The following is an 18,246-nucleotide window of genomic DNA, read 5'->3' on the forward strand; positions in this document are numbered from 1 at the left end:
CCGGCCGGCGTCCGGGCATGAGCGGACGAGCCACAACGGGATCGCGACGAGCGGAGCGTCACCGTGCCCGAATTGCCGCCATCATCATCGAACCGAGGACGCGAGCACGACCACGTGGCATCGTTGAAGAGCGGGTACCTGCATGTTCACCGAGCACCACACCGTAGGCCTGGAGGCCACCATGCTCATTCTCCTCGGACTCGTTCTCCTGCTCGCAGCCGTCGTCGTCGGGGTTGTCGGCGTATTGACCAACGGCGGCGAGGAACACACGATCACCGACGGGTTCTCCGTCTTCGGCTACGAGGTCACCGGCTCCACCGGGACCCTGTTCCTCTACGGCATCGTCGTGGGCGCTGTCGGCCTGCTCGGGCTGGCTCTGCTCATGTCCGGGGCGCGGCGATCGTCCCGGCGTACCAGAACTGCCCGCCGCGAGGCGAAGGACGCCCGCAAAGAAGCAGCGAAAGCACAAAAGGACCGGGATCGCATCGCGGAACAGAACAGCACGCTCGTCTCGGATGCGAATACCGCCCGCACCACACCTGCCACCGACACCGCGTCCACCACCGGCACCGCACCCACCACCGGGACGACACCCAGCGGAACGACATCACCCACCGACACGACGTCGCACGGAGCCCATCAACGCGGCGCGCGGTACACGGGAGAAGAACGGCCCTGAACGCCCCTGGAGGCGCCATGGGCACCGAGTCCTGTCCATCGGCGAAGTGGACGCCCGCACACGCCTGAGCATCGACGCGCGCCGCTTCCACGAACGGGGAAGGCGCATATCGTCCGCCGCAACGAAGTACTTCGGGTCGCCGCGAACGTTGCTGCCACACCGAAGCTCCGACGCCCAAGGATCGGCCGGGGCGCTTTGTGTGCGGGACGACACCGACGACACCAACTCGTTCGCGGTCGGTGGACTCAGTCGTCGGGCGACGGCCCCGGTCCGGTCGTGGCGTACCGGGCGGCGATGGTGCGGACCGCCTCGTCGACCACCTGGGCGACGGTACACATAGGTGCCCCCAGTGGGACTCGAACCCACACTTGGCGGATTTTAAGTCCGCTGCCTCTGCCAATTGGGCTATAGGGGCGTCCGGAACACCCTAGCGCGTGACGGACTGGGCGATCCCGTCCAGGATGTCGTGCTCGCTCACAACGAGTTCGGTGATGCCGGCGCGGCGTCGGAGTTCGTCGGCGAGGACGGTGGTGACGATTGCGCCGCCGCCGATGACGTCCACCCGGCCGGGGTGCATCGGCCCGAGAGCAGCACGTTTCTCGCGGGTCGCGGCGAGCAGTCCGTCGCACACCTGCCGGAGGCGGTCGAACCCGACGGTCGACAGATGCACCCTGTCGGGATCGTAGGTGTCGAGGTCGTTGCCGAGCGCGGCAAGGGTGGTCATGGTGCCTGCGACTCCGACCCAGGTACGGGCGCGCTCGACCGGAACGTGCGCGAGCGCCTCTGCGATCTTTGCCGCGGCGATCTCCCGCGCCTCCGAGACCTGCTCGGCGGTGGGCGGATCGTCGTGCAGACACCTCTCCGTGAGGCGCACGCACCCGATGTCGGTGGAATACGCTGCGTGAACACCGTTCTCGTCGCCCAGCACCACCTCGGTGGAGCCGCCACCCAGATCGACGACGACGAAAGGTCCCCTGGCGGCATCGAGTTCACCGACGGCACCGGCGAAGGACAAACGCGCCTCTTCGTCACCGGTGATGACTTCGGCTTCGGCGCCGGGAATCACGGCTCCGAGCACCTCGCGGGTCATGGAGAAGAAGTCTTCCCGATTCTGCGCGTCGCGTGTCGCCGATGTCGCGACCATCCGCACCCCGGTCGCACCGGTGTCGCGAATGATGCCGGCGTACTCGGTGAGCGCCACACGGGTTCGCTCGATCGCCTCGGGAGCGAGACGGCCCGTCGCATCGACGCCCTGCCCCAACCGGACGACGCGCATCAGCCGGGTGACATCGGTGAGGGTGCCGTCGTCGGCGATGTCCGCGACGAGCAGGCGAATGGAGTTGGTCCCGCAGTCGATGCCCGCTACGCGAGACACGCTCACTGCGCTTCCCCACGGAGTTCGGCGTAGGTGGGCCAGTCGGCAGGAACAGCGGTGCCGCGCAATCCGGCGTCTGCGGCGAGGGCGACGGATTCGTCGCCGAGCCGGTTGAGACCCGGGCCCTTCGCGAGCGAATGTGCGATCAGAACGTGCAGGCACTTGACCCGATCGGGCATGCCTCCGCCGGTGAAATCGGTACCCAGCGACTCGATGGCGTTACGTTCGGCGAGGTACGACTCGTGGGCACGCCGGTACGAGGACGCGAGTTCGGGATCGGTGCCGAGCCGTTCGGTCATTTCCCGCATCACACCTGCGGACTCCTGCCGGCTCGCTTCCGCGGTGAGGCGGGGATCGGTCAGGTAGTACAGCGTCGGGAACGGTGTGCCGTCCGGCAGCTTCGGCGCGGTTTTGACCACGCCGGGCACGCCGTCGGGGCAACGGTAGGCGATGGCCAGGACGCCGCGGGGTTCGCGCCCGAGCTGTGCTGCGACGGCGTCGAGGTCTTCCTGCGTCACTGAATCGGTCACCCGGGGATATCTCCTGGTTCTGGGGGTGCCACAGGCATCGGCTGCGGCAGTGGTTCGGTTTCGGGTTCGGGAGGCGGTTCGGCCACCGAACGCCACAGGTCGCTGTACCAGGCTCCGGTGGTCGGCGACTCCGGTTCTTCTTCTTCGAGTTCGGGCGGCACGTCGCCGGGCAACTGCACCATGTACGGAATGTCGCCGGGCATCACGAAGCGCAACCGCTCACGTGCCTGCGCCCGGATCCACGCCGGGTCTTCGATGTGCGCCTTCATCTCTTCGAGCGCGGCGATCTCCGTCTCGAGCTGCTCCCGTTCGCGAGCGAGCTGCTCGGCTTCGGAGCGCTGGCTCACGTACGTGCGCAACGGCACCGCGAGCGTCAATGCGAGCGCACACACGACCAGCGCGAGGATGGCCGCGCGCCCCGTGGACAGACCGAGAAAGGTGCGTTCCCGGTGGTCCCGGCGCGCGGCGTCGGTCGCACCGACCCGGGTGGGCCGGGCGCGACCGGAGGCTCCGGAACGCCCGCGGCCGGGCGACGAATGGACGGGGTCCTCGCGTCCGGCCGGACGGGCTCCGGCGCTCTCGGTACCGCTGTCGACCGGAGCGGTAGATCCCGTGGGGCGTGCCCGGCTGGGCCGCCGCGCACTTGCCGCACCTTCGGTGCGGGCTCGACGGGCGCCGGGCCGGGATCTACCGCGCTGGTTCATACCGGATTTCAGCCCTCGAGGTTGAACCGCGGGAAGGCGACTTCGCCCGCGTAACGGGCAGCGTCCCCGAGGGACTCCTCGATGCGCAGCAGCTGGTTGTACTTCGCCACGCGCTCGGACCGTGCCGGTGCACCGGTCTTGATCTGGCCGCTGCCGACCGCAACTGCGAGGTCGGCGATGGTGGTGTCCTCGGTCTCGCCGGAACGGTGGCTCATCATCGTCTTGTACCCGTTGCGGTGCGCGAGATCCACGGCATCGAGAGTCTCGGTGAGAGTGCCGATCTGGTTCACCTTCACGAGCAGCGCGTTGGCGGCACCCTTGACGATGCCTTCTTCGAGCCGCTCGGGGTTGGTGACGAAGAGGTCGTCGCCGACGAGCTGCAGCTTGCCGCCGAGCTTGTCGGTGAGCGCGACCCAGCCGTCCCAGTCGTCCTCGCTGAGCGGATCCTCGACGGAGACGAGCGGGTACGCGGCGAGCAGTTCGGCGTAGAAATCAGCCATCTCGTCGGCGGTGCGGTTCTTGCCCTCGAACGCGTAGCCGGTGCCCTCGGTGTAGAACTCGGTGGCGGCGACGTCCAGTGCCAGAGCGACATCGGTGCCGAGCTTGAGACCGGTCTTCGCGACGGCCTCGCTGATCAGGTCGAGCGCTTCCTTGGTGCCTGCGACGTCCGGCGCGAAACCGCCCTCGTCGCCGAGCCCGGTGGCCAGCCCCCTGCTCTTGAGCACGGACTTGAGCGAGTGGTACACCTCCGCACCCCAGCGCAGCGATTCCTTGAACGTGGGCGCGCCGATCGGAGCGACCATGAACTCCTGGACGTCGACTCCGGTGTCGGCGTGTGCGCCACCGTTGAGGATGTTCATCATCGGCACGGGCAGGATGTGCGCGTTCGGGCCGCCGAGGTAACGGAACAGCTCGAGGCCCGCAGATTCGGCACCGGCCTTGGCAACGGCGAGCGACGCTCCGAGAAGTGCGTTGGCGCCGAGACGACCCTTGTCGGGCGTGCCGTCGGCATCGAGAAGCGCCTGGTCGACGGTGCGCTGTTCGGTTGCGTCGAGTCCGATGATCGCCGGAGCGATCTCTTCGAGGACCGATTCGACGGCCTTCTCGACACCCTTGCCTCCGTAACGGTCGCCACCGTCACGCAGTTCGACGGCTTCGTGCTCACCTGTGGAGGCCCCGGAGGGTACCGCAGCGCGGGCGAAACTTCCGTCCTCGAGCAGCACCTCGACCTCGACCGTCGGGTTGCCCCGGGAGTCGAGGATTTCGCGGGCTCCTACCTGCTCAATGATGGCCACTGGCTGATTCTCCTTCGATGGACTTCACGCTGCGGTGTCTGCACGCTGGGGACAGCCTAACCGGCGCGACCAGGGTGTGAGGCACAGGCGCGCGTCTGGGACGCGGCCGCGACCCGCCTGGACCGTGCTCGACGGTCTGCTACGGACGTACGCCCACACCGTACGCAGCCGCGCGGTCGCGTACGAGCGTCATGTACTCCCCCGAAAGGTTGTAGGCCATCAGAGCCCGCGTCCACCCTTCCGCACTGTCGAGATCGCCGCCGCGCTCGCACAGGTAGCGTCCCGCGCTGAGAGCGGCGTCGTCGATGTTGTCCGGGTCCGCCACGCCGTCCCCGTTGGCGTCCACACCCCACCGCTCCCATGTCTCGGGGATGAACTGCATCGGGCCCATGGCCCGGTCCAGCAGTGGGTCGCCGTCGAGCCTGCCGCCGTCGGTGTCGCGGATTTCGGCGAGGCCGGGGCTTCCGTCGAGCGGCACACCGCGGATCTCGGGTGTCGCGGTGCCGTCGGGGGCGAGGGACGCGCCGCCGTGCCGCCCGTGCCGGCTCTCGACGCTGCCGATCCCGGCGAGGGTCGTCCAGGCCAGGCCGCACTCGGGCCGCGTCGCGGCCAGCACCGCTGCGGCGTGTCCGTACGCTTCGAGCGCCACCACCGGGATGTCGAGCGCGTCGGCCTGCGGTTGCGCCCACTCCCTCAGCAGTCCCGCGGTGCGCCCGGGACCTGCGAAGTCGATGGGCGGAACTTCCGTACCACGCGCGGGCGGCACTCCGTCCGGGACGGCGATCCGGGGCTCCTGCGGCACGGTGAGGCTGACACCCACGGCAAGGAGGACGACCACCCCGAAGATGCCGAAGAGAGCGAACGGCCAGGGGGAACGACGTCGGCGCGGGGCTTGGTACACACCTCCATCCTCCACACGTCGGATCGGACGGCGCGCGATCGGCGCCGTCAGTAGGCGCCGTCCCTGCGCAGGACTGCGCCGACGGTACGACGGAGGATCGACAGATCCATGGTGAAACTCCAGTTCTCCACGTACCGGAGGTCGGCGCGGACGGACTCCTCCCGGGAGAGGTCGCTGCGTGATGCGCGGATCGTCGTGCGCCTTGAACAGCACGCCGGCTCCCGCATCGAGTTCGAGAACATCGTGCAGTCGCTGTTCCGCGCCCGGCACCATGCTCCGGAACGTGTACATCGTGAACCGCGCTCCGCGGGTCTGCCGATACAGCACCCGTTCCGGGACGGGTCTGCTCGTCTCGATCCGGTCCCGTGCCGGCTTCCTGTGACGCGCTTTCCTTCGGTGGGCCGCTTCGGCCGTAGTCGCCTCGGCCCCGGCGGTGCCCGTCGGAACAACGCGCAACAACAGACCATTTGTTTCCAGGTCACCGGGCCCGGAACCCACCGCTCCCCCGCCCCGTCGCCCAGGGCAGGTCGATGTACCCGGCCCTCACCATGCCCTCCACCACCTCGGACGGCTTCGGAGCGCTGAGCAGAAAGCCTTGTCCCCGTCTGCATCCCAGCTCGAGGAGATAGGGGCACCGCCCCCTCCGCCTCGATACCTTCGGCCACGAGGTCCAGACCGAACGACGTCGCGAGCCCGGCGATGGAATTGACGATGACCCGGTCACCTTCGCTGCGATGAAGATTCTGGACGAAGCCCTTGTCGATCTTGAGCGTGTCCACCGGCAGGGACTTGAGGTGACCGAGCGAGCTGTATCCGGTGCCGAAGTCGTCGATCGCGATCCGGACTCCCAGCCGTTCGAGCCGCGAGAGGGTCGCCCTGGTTCGCCGCAGGTCGCCGACCACGACGTTCTCGGTGATTTCGAGACAGACCTCGGCACCCCTCAGTCCGTGACGCCGCAGCATCGACGCGACCGACTCGTCGAACCCCACGGTCACCAGCTGGACCGGTGAGACGTTGATGCCCATCACCAGATGGAGACCGGGGATCTTCTTCTTCCACGACGCGAGCTGGGCACACGCCGTCTCCATCACCCACCTGCCCAGTTCTGCTGCAAGATTGGTCGATTCGGCGACGTCGATGAATTCGGCGGGCGCAAGCGTGCCGAGAACCGGATGGTTCCAGCGCACAAGTGCCTCCACCCCGAGGATCGCTCCCGACCGCAGATCCACACATTACAACACTTCACCTGCGCTTTAACCTACACAGAGCGTCACCCGAGAAAATTTCTACGACTACTGTGCGGGATTTTCCTAGCAGCCTCGAATACAGGGGTCGACTGGACCCTGGGTACGCCGAACCACACGGCAGAGCCGGTGGCGGAATTGCTCTCGATAATCGCATCGAGAGGGGACAGTCAATGGCCGACATCAGGACCAGGATGGGCGACACGATCAGTTCGTGGACCGAGCGCCAGATCGCCGCCGGAGTATTGAGCCCGGGAGCTCGCAGCATGACGCCGCAGGACGCGGCAGATCAGCACAACGCTGCGAACGGCCTGGAACCCGGGCACCCCGACTACCTCGTTGCTCCGCGCCGGCGGTAAGTGCGGCAGCCAGAGACGATCCGCGGCGTGACCCCGAACAGGGACCGACGCGGATCCGCACACGAACATCCACCCGAACAGCAGAAGACCCCGCACCGATATTCGGTGCGGGGTCTTCTTTTCACGTCTCGATCTAGCGGCTGCTTTCCAGCTCTCCGACATACAGCTCGAGTGAATCCGGTACCACGAAGTAGACCTTCGCGGAACTCTCGCGCGGCTGCGTGGCCGCGAGCAGTAGTACTGTCTCGGCCCCCGTGGCCTTGTCTCTGCCCAGCGCCGACTCCGGAAGCTCGGAGGGGTTGGCCACCACCACATGAACCTTCTGAATATCCACCGACGTCCTCGATCCGACGGGTAGTTCGCGAGTCGAGTTCGCAGCACCAGCCACCGCGGGTTCTGCACCCGAGACGTCGAAGCTGACGCGATATACCTCTTGGCAGTCCTCACCGTCGGGATGGTTGGGGACGAACTCACAATTCCAGCTCAAATGCAGAGCACTATCTGAACCGGTATGCATGCTAACCGATTGGTTGCCGACCGGGAAGCTGGAGTCGGTGAACGCGTACTTCGTGTTCTTCGGCAGTCTCTGCTCGTTGGCGCCGTACCCGATGGACTCGGCCGCCTCGGTCAAATCGAGACTGCCGGTGATCCTGATGCGCTGTGGCGGGGTAACGGCCTCATTGGTCTTCTTGTCGAGCCACCCGTCCCCGAACTCTGCACTCAAAAGGTTCGGAACAAACGCCACCGCCGACGTAGTGGCGGCACCACTTGTGCCAGCAGCAGTCTCACCGGCACTGGCGCTGTCATCGCCGCTCTTACCCGTCAGTGCTATCACCACGGCCAACACCACCACCGCCACTGCAGACGCGCCACCGATGAGCACCGTCCGCGGGACACTTGACCACAGCCCCGGCTTCGGGTTGTACGGGGGTTGCGCCGGATCATTGTGGGGATTCGGCGTGTCATTCGGTGTGGTCATCGACTCGTCTTTCCGTATCTCTCCGAGACGACGTCTGCGTTCGGAAGGGTGAACAGTGCAGTTGGTGTGCCTGTACGTGTCCGATACGAAGTATCATCCTCAGTTTTGAAATTACTATGTCACATCAATAACAAACTCGTACAACCTGTCCTGGCCCGCAATTGTGACCCAGCCTTTGCTGGCGTCGCTCCTGTCGAGCGTCAAACTGGTGATCTGGGCGTCGTCGGCGATGCCATTGCCGCGCAACTGGAATCCCGCAACAGCGACACCTGTTCCCAGGTCGATAGCCACCGCATCGAGGCGGTCAGGCCCGGACCCGGTGGCCTGGCCGACCAAGGCGCCGGTGCTGTGTGTCCCTGCCGGATGCTTGGCGCCCGAGGCCTCCGCGACGAGGCTGGTGCCGCCGGCAAACCAGCCGTCGGCCAAAGCCCGATCGACGACCGCGATCACGGAGGCTCCGCGTCCTGGTCTGAGCCCGTCGGTGACCCCGGCTCGGTGTAGTTGCTCGACCTGTTCGCCACTCAGGCACGCCATGTCGGCGAGACCTCCGACAAGGAGCTCAGGTGCCGGCGCCAGCCTCGGCGGGGCGCCGGGGCCGGTCTGCCCCGCGATGACCTGTTGGCTGGCGCCTCCGGTTGATACTCGAGGATCAAATGGTCGTCGTCGATCGAGGCCCGCAGATCGAGTTCGATGCGGGTCCGTCGCTCGCCTTCGTGGTTCATGTCCTCCGTGAAGAAGCCGACGCTGTTGCCGCCCTGCACCTTCACCGCCATCATCGCCTGGTCGGCGCGACCGAGCAGCGCCACCGAGGAGATCTCCCCCGGCTCACCGAGCGCGATGCCGAGACTGACTCCTCGTCCCACCAATTGGCCGTCGAGCGAAACGGATTCGCCCACCACCCGCTGGATCTGCGCTGCTCGCTCCCACGCGTCGGCCGGTGTGGCCGGACCTGCCAGGACGACGACGAACTCGTCGCCACCGAGCCGGGCCACCACGTCGACCGGGCGGTTGACCTGCATCAGCCGCTCTCCGATCCTGCACAGGTATGTGTCGGCGGCACGATGCCCGAGGAAATCGTTGAGCGCTTTGAGGCGGTCGAGGTCCAGAAACAGCACCGCCACCGGTCCCGGGTTCCCGGGTCGCAGCCGTTCGTCGAGGTATTCGAGCAACGCCCGTCGACTGGCCAGACCCGTCAACGAGTCGTGATAAGCGGCGTACCGTAGTTCTCCCTCAGCCCGAACACGTGCTTGCACCTGCGCGAACAAGGCCGCGATGAGGCGAAGCGACTCCATCTCGTCTTCGGTCCAGGCGCGGTCCCGCTCCCCCACCAGACCAAGGGTTCCGGTGGTGATGTCTCCCCAGAGCAGTGGCACCGCGGCAATCGATTGTCCCGGCGCCGCCAACACCCGGGGATCCTTCGAGTTTTCGGAGTCGGCCATGATCGGACCCGCATCGCGGAACTGCAGGACCGCGGAAGAGTCCGGACCGGGGCTGTGCGCTTGCGGGGGCCATTCGGCGACGAGCACGGTGGCCGCGAGGTCGTGATCGTTGTACCTGAGGTAGCAGGCGTCGACCTCGAAGTGGTCGGCGAGGAGCTCGAGAACCCGGTCGAACACTTCGCGGTGCGTGGCCACGTCGGCCGGCATGAGAAGTGCCGCCACCCGGGTGACCAGGCTTTCGAGAGTCGAGGACGAGCGGACCACGCCTTCTCCCTTCGATCGCACTCACGCATGAGCTCACAGTGCCGTATCGACAAGCGGGCGAAGGCCCTTCATTCCAGGGAAATATACAGTTCCATTTCGCCGGCCGCGGGAAGATATGCGACCTCCTCGCGGAATGCCCGTGCGATGTCGCCCTCCTTTTCGGCGATATCCACCTGGGTCCACACGTCTTCCCACGGATCCGTGCTCGACCCGTCCGGCGTGAAGCGTGCGGCGTACTTGTCGGTCACGCGGATCAGCGAGTCACCCACCGCGAGACTGCCGATGTCGTCGCAGCGATATCCGGCCACCACCGTCCATCCGACCTCCGGGTGGGAGACGTAGACGACGGTGACGTCGCGTAGACCTCGTTCGCGGAACCGCTCCAGGGTGAAGGCCAGCAGATCGTCGCCGGGACGACCGGACCCCGGCTCGATCCCGGGCACCACCAGACCACCGACCGCGTATCCGGGCACCTTGACGATGGTGAAGGTCATTGCTGCGCAACCGATGTGGAATCCTCGATCGATATGTACAGCTCGATGCGATAGGCGTGTGGGTAGCACTCGAAATCGCCTGTGAACGCTCGCACGATGTCGCCGCGCCCCTCAGCCCTCCAGATCTGCCGCCACAGTTCACTGAACACGTCGGGAAAGTGACTCCCCACCGCGGAGAACTTCGCATACAGACCGGACGGGAGCCTGGACACGACATGCCCGGGCCGGACCTCTTCGAGCGTCCGGCAGCAGTACCCCACCGTTTGGGTGTAGTACGAACCGATGTCTTCCGCGTGATCGGTGTAGGTCGACGCCAGGGGCCCGCCGGCGTCCTGCTTCAACACTGCGGACCAGGCGCGCTCGAGGTGTGGGTCTCTCAGTTTTCCCAACGCGCGGCGCGGACTCCGCACCGGCAAGCCTGCTACCAAAGTTTCTTCACGCTCGACAATGCAGAACGCCATCGGGCAATCCCCCTCCAAGCCACTTACGTAGGCACCCACCCCGCGCTTGCCCGACCCGCACGCGTAATGGGAATTGCTTCGAGACTAAAGGCAACACCCACACCTTTCACGATAGCCATAAACAAACCTATGGTATGTTTTAGCTAGGTTTCAATCTTCCGGTCATTAATTCATCGCCACACACGTTATGCAGGTCGGCGCTGACGCAAAACGAGGAGGACGAAGTCCCATGGAAGAACCCCCGGCGCCCGCCCGGAGCAGGCATGCCCCGGTGCCGTCGGGCGCCGACCCCCGCTGGGCCGGACTCGCGCGGTGACGGGGTGCCGCGCATGCGGTCATCCGGATCTCGATCCCGCCCTCGACCTCGGCCGCGTGCCACTGCCCGGCCGATTCCCCGTTCGGGAGACTCCCGTTCGCTCCGACGAAGTGCGCAGCCGCCTGGCGATGCTGCTCTGCCGCGCGTGCGGGCTTGCCCAACTGGGCTGTGACGCCGGTCCGGACACACACCGCACTGCGGTCGCACCCGAATACCGCAACGTCGACCACGCTGTCCGGATCATCCGCAAGGCGGGCCTGCTCTCCGGGGGGACCATCTCCGAATTCGGATCACCGAAAGGCGAGCGATGGCTTCCACGCTTGCAGCCCTTCGGTTTTCGATCTCCCCGACACGGTGAGCCCGCGTCGGTCGTGGTGGACTCCTTCGCCCTCGAGCGAGAACTCGATCAGCGCCGCGCTCTCCGGGAGCGGGCGGCTGCGCTGACTCCCGACGGCACACTTCTCCTGGAATTCCGTTCCCTGTCCGCGGTCATCGCCCAACGGCGCTGGGATGCCCTGCAGTACGGACGTTTCGTGTACTACACGGTGACGACACTGCGTCGCGCCCTCGAGGATGCAGGACTGCTTCTCTGGAACGCGTGGCCGATCGGACCCACCGCGGACGTGATACTCGCGGCAGCGGTCTGCGAGGGCACCCTGTACCCGGAACCGTTCGTCCGCCGGCGACTCGCCGCCGAACGCGAGGAGGGCATCACCACCGTTCGTACGGTTCGAGTGCTCCAAGCCGCCGCCGACCGTGACGCTGCCGCACTCCACAGCTGGCTCCGGCAGATGGCCCTCCGGCATCGAACCGTAACAGCCTATGGAGCAACGGCTTCGACCGTCACTTTGTTCGCGCGCGCCCACGTGAGCAGGACCCTCGTCTCCGCCGTCGCCGACGGCACACCGGGCCACCACGGCCGCCGGATGCCCGGCACCGACGTACCCATCGTGGCGCCCGATCTGATGGTGTCTGCGGCACCCGACCACATACTGGTGACGGCGCCGCGGGAGCTGGCCGAATTGCGCTCGCGCTACCCGGAACTCGGCGACAGGTGGACGTTGCCGCCCCGCGGGACGGACGAGTTGCGCCGGGACCGTTGAGAACTCGCCGGGACGCCGGTCAGCCTCTCCAGTGACGCTTCCATGTTTCGGCGTCGTGCGGCCCGGCTCCCGCCGACCGCTCGGCCGTCCGGATCGCATCGGCGAACCGCAGCACGACGCCTCGCAACGCCGCCTCGGTGTCACCCGAATCGTCGATCCGGACCGTTCTCAGCTCGTCGGGTATCAGCTCGTCGGGGAATCCGGCGCGTCGCGCGCGTTCGAGCACCTTGTCGACCAGCGCCAGGCTCGGCTGTGCCATGGCGATCCCGTCGAGGCACGACTCGCGGGCCTTCTCAGCTCTCTTCGCGACCTCCCACGCGGCTTCCTGCTCCGCGACATCCAGCGGCCCGGTATGGCCGTTGGACAAGTGAGGGCTGCGCGCCGCGAGCTTGGCAACGAGCGTCGCGGCGACGTCGTCGACTGTGAAAGCTCCGGACTCCTCGGCGATCCGTGAATGGAAGAGCACCTGCAGCAGCAGGTCGCCGAGTTCCTCCCGTAGGGAATCCGGGTCACCGGACTCGATCGCGTCGAGCACCTCGTAGGTCTCTTCGACGAGATACCGGCGCAGCGACTCGTGGGTCTGGGTGACCTCCCATCCCCCGAACGCCCACAGCCGGTCCATCACCTCCGCTGCTTCGCGCAGCATGTCACCCGGCCCGGTCATCTCCGTACTCACACGCCCACCGATACCGGGGCGCTGATGTCCACCGAGCCCTGGGGCTTTCCGTCCATCGCGAGGAGGAAGTCCGCGATGAACTGGAGCAGTTCGACGTCGCGGACACGATCCGAACCGATACCGCCCGTGCGCGGGATCGGCAACTGCACGGTGCCGCTCGTCGGCCGGTACTGCGCGGACGGGTACAGCCGCTTGAGCCGCATCTGCTTCGAGTCCGGCAATTCGAGCGAACCGATCTTGAGTTGCGAGCCGACCACGGTGACCTCGTCGAGGCCGTACTCCCGGCACAGCAGGCGCAGCTTCGCGACCGACACGAGCCTCCGGACCTCCTCCGGCATCGGGCCGTACCGATCGACGAGTTCGTCGATGACCGTGTCGATGGCGTTGTCGTCGTTCGCGGCAGCGAGTTTCCGGTATGCCTCGAGACGGAGCCGGTCGGAGGTGACGTAATCGGACGGGATGTGCGCGTCGACGGGCAGGTCGATGCGTACCTCCTTGGGCGCTTCGTCCGTCGAGATCGGGCGGCCGTCGGCAGCAGCGCGGAATGCCTCGACAGCCTCACCCACCAGCCGCACGTAGAGATCGAATCCGACCCCCGCGACATGACCCGATTGTTCGGCGCCGAGCACATTGCCCGCGCCGCGGATTTCGAGGTCCTTCATCGCCACGGCCATGCCCGCACCGAGATCGGAGTTCTGGGAGATCGTCGCGAGCCGGTCGTACGCAGTCTCCGTGAGCGGCTTCTCCTGCGGATAGAGGAAATACGCGTACCCACGTTCGCGCGACCGCCCGACACGACCGCGCAACTGGTGCAGCTGCGACAGCCCGAGCGAATCCGCTCGCTCGACGATGAGTGTGTTGGCGTTCGGGATGTCCAGGCCCGTCTCGACGATCGTCGTGCACACGAGTACGTCGAAGTCACGTTCCCAGAAGCCCTGCACGGTCTTTTCCAGAGTGTCCTCGTTCATCTGCCCGTGCGCGACCGCCACGCGCGCCTCGGGGACGAGATCGCGGATCTTCTTGGCGGCCTTGTCGATCGAGCTGACGCGGTTGTGGACGTAGAACACCTGGCCGTCGCGCAGCAGTTCGCGCCGGATCGCAGCGGCCACCTGCTTGTCGTTATAGCCGCCCACGTAGGTCAGAATCGGGTGCCGTTCCTCCGGCGGAGTGAGGATCGTCGACATCTCGCGGATGCCGGCCATGCTCATCTCGAGCGTGCGCGGAATCGGCGTGGCGGACATGGTCAGGACGTCGACGTGGGTGCGCAGCGCCTTGATGTGCTCCTTGTGCTCGACGCCGAACCGCTGTTCCTCGTCGACCACGACGAGGCCGAGGTCCTTCCAGCGGATACCCGTCTGCAGCAAGCGATGTGTGCCGACGACGATGTCGACGGTGCCGTCCTCCATGCCCGCGAGGGTCTCGCGGGATTCGGCGGCGTCGGTGAACCGGCTCAGCCCCTTCACCACGACCGGGAAGGCCGCCATCCGTTCGGTGAAGGTCTGCAGATGCTGCTGGGCAAGCAGGGTCGTCGGCACGAGCACCGCGACCTGCTTGCCGTCCTGGACGGCCTTGAACGCAGCCCGGACCGCTATTTCGGTCTTGCCGTACCCCACGTCGCCGATGACCACCCGGTCCATCGGTACGGGCTTCTCCATGTCGCTTTTGACCTCGGAGATCACCGTGAGCTGATCCTGGGTCTCGGTGAAGGGGAACGCGTCCTCCATCTCCTTCTGCCAGGGAGTGTCCGGGCCGAAGGCGTGGCCGGGCGAGGCCTGCCGTGCCGCGTACAACCGCACCAGCTCACCCGCGATCTCACGGACAGCCTTGCGCGCCTTACGTTTCGTGTTCGCCCAGTCCGAGCCACCGAGCTTGCTGATCGACGGGAGTTCCCCGCCCACATAGCGCGAGAGCTGATCGAGCGATTCCATCGGCACGAAAAGGCGGTCGCCCGGCTGGCCACGCTTGCTCGGCGCGTACTCGATCACCAGGTACTCGCGACGGGCTCCGCCGATGGTGCGTTCGACCATCTCGACGAACCGGCCGATGCCGTGCTGGTCGTGGACCACGTAGTCGCCCGCGGTCAGCGCCAGAGGATCGACCTGGTTGCGGCGCTTGACCGGCGTCTTACGCGCCTCCGTCACCACCCGGTTGCCGGTGAGGTCGGCCTCGGTCACGAGGACCAGTCCCGGCACCACGTTGTCGCCGTTGCCGGTGAGGACGAGACCCTCGTGCAGCGCACCGCGGAGGACGCCGACCTGTCCCCGCACCGGTTCCGCGCCGGGTTCGAGTTCGGCCGCGGGGACCTCGTTCTCCTTCAGCCGCTCGAGCACGCGTTGACCCGTGCCGGTGCCGGCCACCACGATCGCGGCACGTCCGCCGGTGGTGACGTGGGCGCGCAGGTTCGCGAACAGCATCGACAGCAGTTCCTCGGAACCGCGGATCTCGGGTGCCGACTGCACCGCGAGGACGGTCTCGGTATCCGCACCCGACTCGAGCTGGCTCAGCGACCACCACGGTGTGCCCTGGGCCTGCGCAGCTTCGCGCACCTGTCGCAGCGACCTGTATGCCGACGCCGCGAGGTCGAGTGTGTTCCCGTCGACCCCGTTGATGTTCGACGTGTCCAGCGGCGCGGCCCCGCCGATCGACGCAGCGGTCCACGACGCCTCGAGGAATTCCTGGCCGGTGCGCACCAGGTCGGTTGCGCGGGTGCGCACCTTCTCCGGATCGCACAGCAGGACGTGGGTGCCGCGCGGGACGACGTCGGTGAGCAGCTGGAGTTCTCCCGGCTGCAGCACGGGCAGCAGCGCTTCCATGCCCTCGACCGGGATTCCGCCGGCCATCTTCTCGAACATCTCGGCGAGCGCGGCGTCGGCCGGGTTTTCCGCGGCGAGTTTCGCGGCGCGCTCCTTGACCGCGTCGGTGAGCAGGAGCTCCCGGCACGGCGGTGCGATGAGGGTCGTGATCTCCAGTTCGGGGATGGAACGCTGGTCGGCAACCGAGAACGGCCGCAGTTCCGTGACCTCGTCGCCCCAGAATTCGATGCGCACGGGATGGTCCGCTGTGGGCGGGAACACATCGAGGATGCCACCGCGCACCGCGAATTCTCCGCGCTTGCCCACCATGTCGACGCGTGTGTACGCGAGTTCGGCGAGCCGCGCGACGAGCTCGTCGAAGTCGTGCTCGGAACCGAGACGCAGCGTGATGGGCTCGATTTCTCCGAGTCCGGGCGCCATGGGCTGCACCAGGGAACGCACGGTGGCGACGACGATCCGCAGCTCCGGGCCGAGATCCCGATCGTCCGGGCGCGCGAGCCGACGCAGCACCTCGAGTCGCCGGCCCACCGTGTCGGCGCTCGGCGACAGACGCTCGTGCGGCAGGGTCTCCCAGGACGGGAACTGCGCGACGCTGTCCCCGACCATCTGAGCGAGTTCGGCCGTCAGGTCGTCGGCCTCGCGGCCGGTCGCGGTGACCACGAGAACCGGGGTCTTCTCCGCGAGGGCTGCGGCAACGAAGGGGCGAACCGCGGACGGCGCGACCAGCGACTGCTCGGCAGTGCCGACCAGTTCACCGATCCTCTGGAACTGGGAGTCCGACAGCGCGATCCGCGCCAATCCGGACAAGGGGGTGGCGACCGGGGGCACAGCAGACAAGGAAAGCGCTCCTGAGTTTGAGACGAGAACCTTATCGAGTCTATGCCTCGCGCGGGATCTGCGTCAGGACCGAGCGGGCAACAGGGATCACCCTCGGCACGCTCACGTCGCTGCCGCGTAGCCGCGGAGCAGATCGGCACTGTTGTCGCCCAGCGCCGAACGTGCCCACACTGCGAGCCGCACCAGCAGATCCGCGTCGCTCGGATTCGCCTCGGTTCCCGGCTCGAGCCACCGCCGGCGCACCATCCGCAGCAGCGACCGCTGTGCCCGCGCGGGGTCGGCGTCGAGCGCGAATGTGACGAACGCGTCGCGGGTCCACGCTTCGACGCCGGATCGTTCGAGTGCCCGCGCGGTCACAGCGTCGGCAGTGACCACGGCGTCCGCATGACAGAGCAGCGCCACGGAGGTGACGTGCGTTTCTCTCGGGTCGATCACGTACGGCACTTCACGCAGGACCGGGGTGGGCCAGGTCACCCGCGCGTCCGGGAACGCGCGGTCGAGTTCGGCGAACAGGTAGTCGCGGGTAGGTCGGGCGAGGTGTTCCGGCAGCCGGTGATCGGCCTCCGCGATGATGCCGTCGCTCCAATACGGCTGGTACAAACCGTCTTCCGCGAAAGCGAGTGCGACATCCCGGACCCGCGCGTTCGCCAGGACCGTCGCGTCGAGGACGACTCGGATCGGCACCGCTCTCCCTTCGTCGGGCGTCAGAACTTCTCGTACATGCCTTCGCGGCGGGTGAGATCGGCGAGGTTGTCGAGCACCTCGGTGCGGATCCTGGTGTGGCGTTCGCCGAGCGCGAGGACCTCGGTCCGGGGCACCCGGCGATGCAGGCCGTGGAATTCTGCGGTCAGCGCGCCGGTGTCCACCAAACGGGCGGCGTAGCGCCGCGAGCATCCGAGGACGTCGGCGACCTGCGCGATGGTCAGTAATGCGGGCACCAGCCCGATCGTGACGGCAGTGTCCGGGCCGAGCTCGTCGAGCAGACGTGCCAGTTCTCCCGGCGCCTGGCGCGCATCGAACGGTCCGAACGTCACGGCGGCGATGCTGTCAGCACGACGGAGGGAATGCAACGACCATCCGGGCCGGCCGGAGCCGAGGGCGCACTGCGGCCATCGCGTTCAGGACTACAACCGGAGTCTGCGGGTCGCGAACTGGCGGAAGTACTCGAGTTTGCTCGGCGGAACCACCGACGGCAGCAGCAGGCTCCACATCGCCTCGATCCGCTCGGTCAGATGCTTGGTGCCGCTCATCGCCGCTCCCACGGTGCGCGCACCGATACCGGCTTCCATCAGCAGCAACGCGAACGCGTCGGTGTCGACGTGTTCGGCCAGGTCGCCTTCGTCGCCTGCGCGCCTGGTGAGTTCCTTCAACTCTTCGAGCCAGACGTCGAAGGGGCGTTCTTCCGCACCGCGGTAGTCGCCGATTTCGACGAGCAGGCGGAACATCGCGCGGACCACCGGATCGGTTTCGGCGAGGTCGACGTTCAGCACCGACAGTTCGATGGCTGCTTCCAGCGCCGGCGCGCGCCGGTCGGTCTTCACGGCAGTTTCCGCGGCCATCCGGGCGTACCCGGCGTCGATCACGCCGCGAGCGAGTTCTTCCTTGGAACCGAAGTGGAAGTACAGGGCGCCTTTGGTGACACCCGCCTCTTCGATGATCTCGTTCAGGCTCGCGTTGGCGTAGCCTTCCCGCACGAATACCTCGGCGGCTCCTCGTAGTACCGCCTCGCGCGTCACTTCAGCGCGTACCTGCCGTCCCACAGAGACCCCGATTCTTC

Annotated in this window: 19 protein-coding genes and 1 tRNA gene; 3 read left to right on the top strand and 17 right to left on the bottom strand. The window is 67.0% G+C overall.

The window, feature by feature from the left end:
• Positions 1-142 precede the first annotated feature (142 nt).
• Complete coding sequence (locus tag HF886_RS20905) at positions 143-679, top strand: hypothetical protein (RefSeq protein ID WP_206038762.1); 537 nt, start codon at positions 143-145, stop codon at positions 677-679.
• Positions 680-1,020: 341 nt separating this feature from the next.
• Here the strand turns inward: HF886_RS20905 and HF886_RS13080 are convergent.
• The 7 genes from HF886_RS13080 to HF886_RS21395 all read right to left on the bottom strand — a co-directional run bounded on the left by HF886_RS13080 (position 1,021) and on the right by HF886_RS21395 (position 6,713).
• A tRNA-Leu gene (locus tag HF886_RS13080) sits at positions 1,021-1,094 on the bottom strand.
• 12 nt (positions 1,095-1,106) lie between these two features.
• Complete coding sequence (locus HF886_RS13085) at positions 1,107-2,054, bottom strand: Ppx/GppA phosphatase family protein (RefSeq protein ID WP_169621705.1); 948 nt, start codon at positions 2,052-2,054, stop codon at positions 1,107-1,109.
• A gap of 2 nt (positions 2,055-2,056) precedes the next feature.
• Positions 2,057-2,584 carry a DUF501 domain-containing protein gene (locus HF886_RS13090; RefSeq protein WP_169621523.1) on the bottom strand — a complete coding sequence of 176 codons (528 nt, stop codon included), beginning with the start codon at positions 2,582-2,584 and terminating at the stop codon, positions 2,057-2,059.
• Positions 2,581-3,288, bottom strand: coding sequence for a septum formation initiator family protein (locus tag HF886_RS13095; RefSeq protein ID WP_169621522.1), 708 nt, complete (start codon positions 3,286-3,288; stop codon positions 2,581-2,583). Before HF886_RS13095 ends, HF886_RS13090 begins: the two co-directional genes overlap by 4 nt.
• 8 nt (positions 3,289-3,296) lie before the next feature.
• Positions 3,297-4,583 (bottom strand): phosphopyruvate hydratase, encoded by a 1,287-nt coding sequence (gene eno / locus HF886_RS13100; RefSeq protein WP_169621521.1) that lies wholly within the window; start codon positions 4,581-4,583, stop codon positions 3,297-3,299.
• 139 nt (positions 4,584-4,722) lie between these two features.
• Positions 4,723-5,484, bottom strand: coding sequence for a lytic murein transglycosylase (locus HF886_RS13105; RefSeq protein ID WP_169652518.1), 762 nt, complete (start codon positions 5,482-5,484; stop codon positions 4,723-4,725).
• A 47-nt stretch (positions 5,485-5,531) separates the two neighbouring features.
• The gene (locus HF886_RS21395; RefSeq protein WP_346765362.1) at positions 5,532-6,713 is read right to left on the bottom strand and encodes an EAL domain-containing protein; all 1,182 of its coding nucleotides are present in this window, start codon (positions 6,711-6,713) and stop codon (positions 5,532-5,534) included.
• A 188-nt stretch (positions 6,714-6,901) separates the two neighbouring features.
• Here HF886_RS21395 and HF886_RS13120 point away from each other — a divergent pair, with 188 nt between their 5' ends.
• Positions 6,902-7,087 carry a hypothetical protein gene (locus HF886_RS13120; protein ID WP_169652519.1) on the top strand — a complete coding sequence of 62 codons (186 nt, stop codon included), beginning with the start codon at positions 6,902-6,904 and terminating at the stop codon, positions 7,085-7,087.
• A 133-nt stretch (positions 7,088-7,220) separates the two neighbouring features.
• Here HF886_RS13120 and HF886_RS13125 read toward each other — a convergent pair whose 3' ends face one another.
• From HF886_RS13125 to HF886_RS13145, 5 genes are all read right to left on the bottom strand, one after another.
• Positions 7,221-8,066, bottom strand: coding sequence for a hypothetical protein (locus HF886_RS13125; protein ID WP_169652520.1), 846 nt, complete (start codon positions 8,064-8,066; stop codon positions 7,221-7,223).
• 114 nt (positions 8,067-8,180) lie between these two features.
• A complete protein-coding gene (locus tag HF886_RS13130; protein ID WP_169652521.1) occupies positions 8,181-8,516 on the bottom strand; it encodes a hypothetical protein in 336 nt (111 codons plus the stop codon).
• Between the two features lie 71 nt (positions 8,517-8,587).
• A complete protein-coding gene (locus HF886_RS13135) occupies positions 8,588-9,769 on the bottom strand; it encodes a diguanylate cyclase (protein ID WP_346765363.1) in 1,182 nt (393 codons plus the stop codon).
• 68 nt (positions 9,770-9,837) lie between these two features.
• Positions 9,838-10,263 carry a hypothetical protein gene (locus HF886_RS13140; RefSeq protein WP_169652522.1) on the bottom strand — a complete coding sequence of 142 codons (426 nt, stop codon included), beginning with the start codon at positions 10,261-10,263 and terminating at the stop codon, positions 9,838-9,840.
• On the bottom strand, positions 10,260-10,724 hold the full coding sequence (locus HF886_RS13145; RefSeq protein WP_169652523.1) for a GyrI-like domain-containing protein: 465 nt from the start codon (positions 10,722-10,724) through the stop codon (positions 10,260-10,262). The genes HF886_RS13140 and HF886_RS13145 overlap by 4 nt, the downstream gene beginning before the upstream one ends.
• A 312-nt stretch (positions 10,725-11,036) precedes the next feature.
• Between HF886_RS13145 and HF886_RS13150 the strand changes: the two genes are divergently transcribed.
• Positions 11,037-12,143 carry a methyltransferase domain-containing protein gene (locus tag HF886_RS13150; RefSeq protein WP_169621518.1) on the top strand — a complete coding sequence of 369 codons (1,107 nt, stop codon included), beginning with the start codon at positions 11,037-11,039 and terminating at the stop codon, positions 12,141-12,143.
• A 19-nt stretch (positions 12,144-12,162) separates the two neighbouring features.
• Here the strand turns inward: HF886_RS13150 and HF886_RS13155 are convergent, their stop codons facing one another.
• The 5 genes from HF886_RS13155 to HF886_RS13175 all read right to left on the bottom strand — a co-directional run bounded on the left by HF886_RS13155 (position 12,163) and on the right by HF886_RS13175 (position 18,229).
• On the bottom strand, positions 12,163-12,807 hold the full coding sequence (locus HF886_RS13155; RefSeq protein WP_169621703.1) for a MazG family protein: 645 nt from the start codon (positions 12,805-12,807) through the stop codon (positions 12,163-12,165).
• 8 nt (positions 12,808-12,815) lie between these two features.
• Positions 12,816-16,469, bottom strand: coding sequence for a transcription-repair coupling factor (gene mfd / locus HF886_RS13160; protein ID WP_169621517.1), 3,654 nt, complete (start codon positions 16,467-16,469; stop codon positions 12,816-12,818).
• A 102-nt stretch (positions 16,470-16,571) separates the two neighbouring features.
• Positions 16,572-17,153, bottom strand: coding sequence for a PIN domain-containing protein (locus HF886_RS13165; RefSeq protein ID WP_169621516.1), 582 nt, complete (start codon positions 17,151-17,153; stop codon positions 16,572-16,574).
• Positions 17,154-17,173: 20 nt separating this feature from the next.
• Positions 17,174-17,503, bottom strand: coding sequence for a helix-turn-helix domain-containing protein (locus HF886_RS13170; RefSeq protein ID WP_169652524.1), 330 nt, complete (start codon positions 17,501-17,503; stop codon positions 17,174-17,176).
• Between the two features lie 90 nt (positions 17,504-17,593).
• Positions 17,594-18,229: a ScbR family autoregulator-binding transcription factor gene (locus tag HF886_RS13175; RefSeq protein ID WP_169652525.1), complete on the bottom strand. Its 636-nt coding sequence runs from the start codon at positions 18,227-18,229 to the stop codon at positions 17,594-17,596.
• Positions 18,230-18,246: the final 17 nt, after the last annotated feature.

It is taken from the genome of Rhodococcus sp. 105337, from assembly GCF_012844225.1.
Classification (GTDB): domain Bacteria; phylum Actinomycetota; class Actinomycetes; order Mycobacteriales; family Mycobacteriaceae; genus Rhodococcus.

Excerpts from the sequence above, each read along its gene's own strand:
- HF886_RS13145 (WP_169652523.1), bottom strand. The coding sequence starts at position 10,724 with ATGGCGTTCTGCATTGTCGAGCGTGAAGAAACTTTGGTAGCAGGCTTG.
- HF886_RS13155 (WP_169621703.1), bottom strand. The coding sequence starts at position 12,807 with ATGACCGGGCCGGGTGACATGCTGCGCGAAGCAGCGGAGGTGATGGAC.
- HF886_RS13095 (WP_169621522.1), bottom strand. The coding sequence starts at position 3,288 with ATGAACCAGCGCGGTAGATCCCGGCCCGGCGCCCGTCGAGCCCGCACC.
- HF886_RS20905 (WP_206038762.1), top strand. The coding sequence starts at position 143 with ATGTTCACCGAGCACCACACCGTAGGCCTGGAGGCCACCATGCTCATT.
- HF886_RS13120 (WP_169652519.1), top strand. The coding sequence starts at position 6,902 with ATGGCCGACATCAGGACCAGGATGGGCGACACGATCAGTTCGTGGACC.
- HF886_RS13125 (WP_169652520.1), bottom strand. The coding sequence starts at position 8,066 with ATGACCACACCGAATGACACGCCGAATCCCCACAATGATCCGGCGCAA.
- HF886_RS13140 (WP_169652522.1), bottom strand. The coding sequence starts at position 10,263 with ATGACCTTCACCATCGTCAAGGTGCCCGGATACGCGGTCGGTGGTCTG.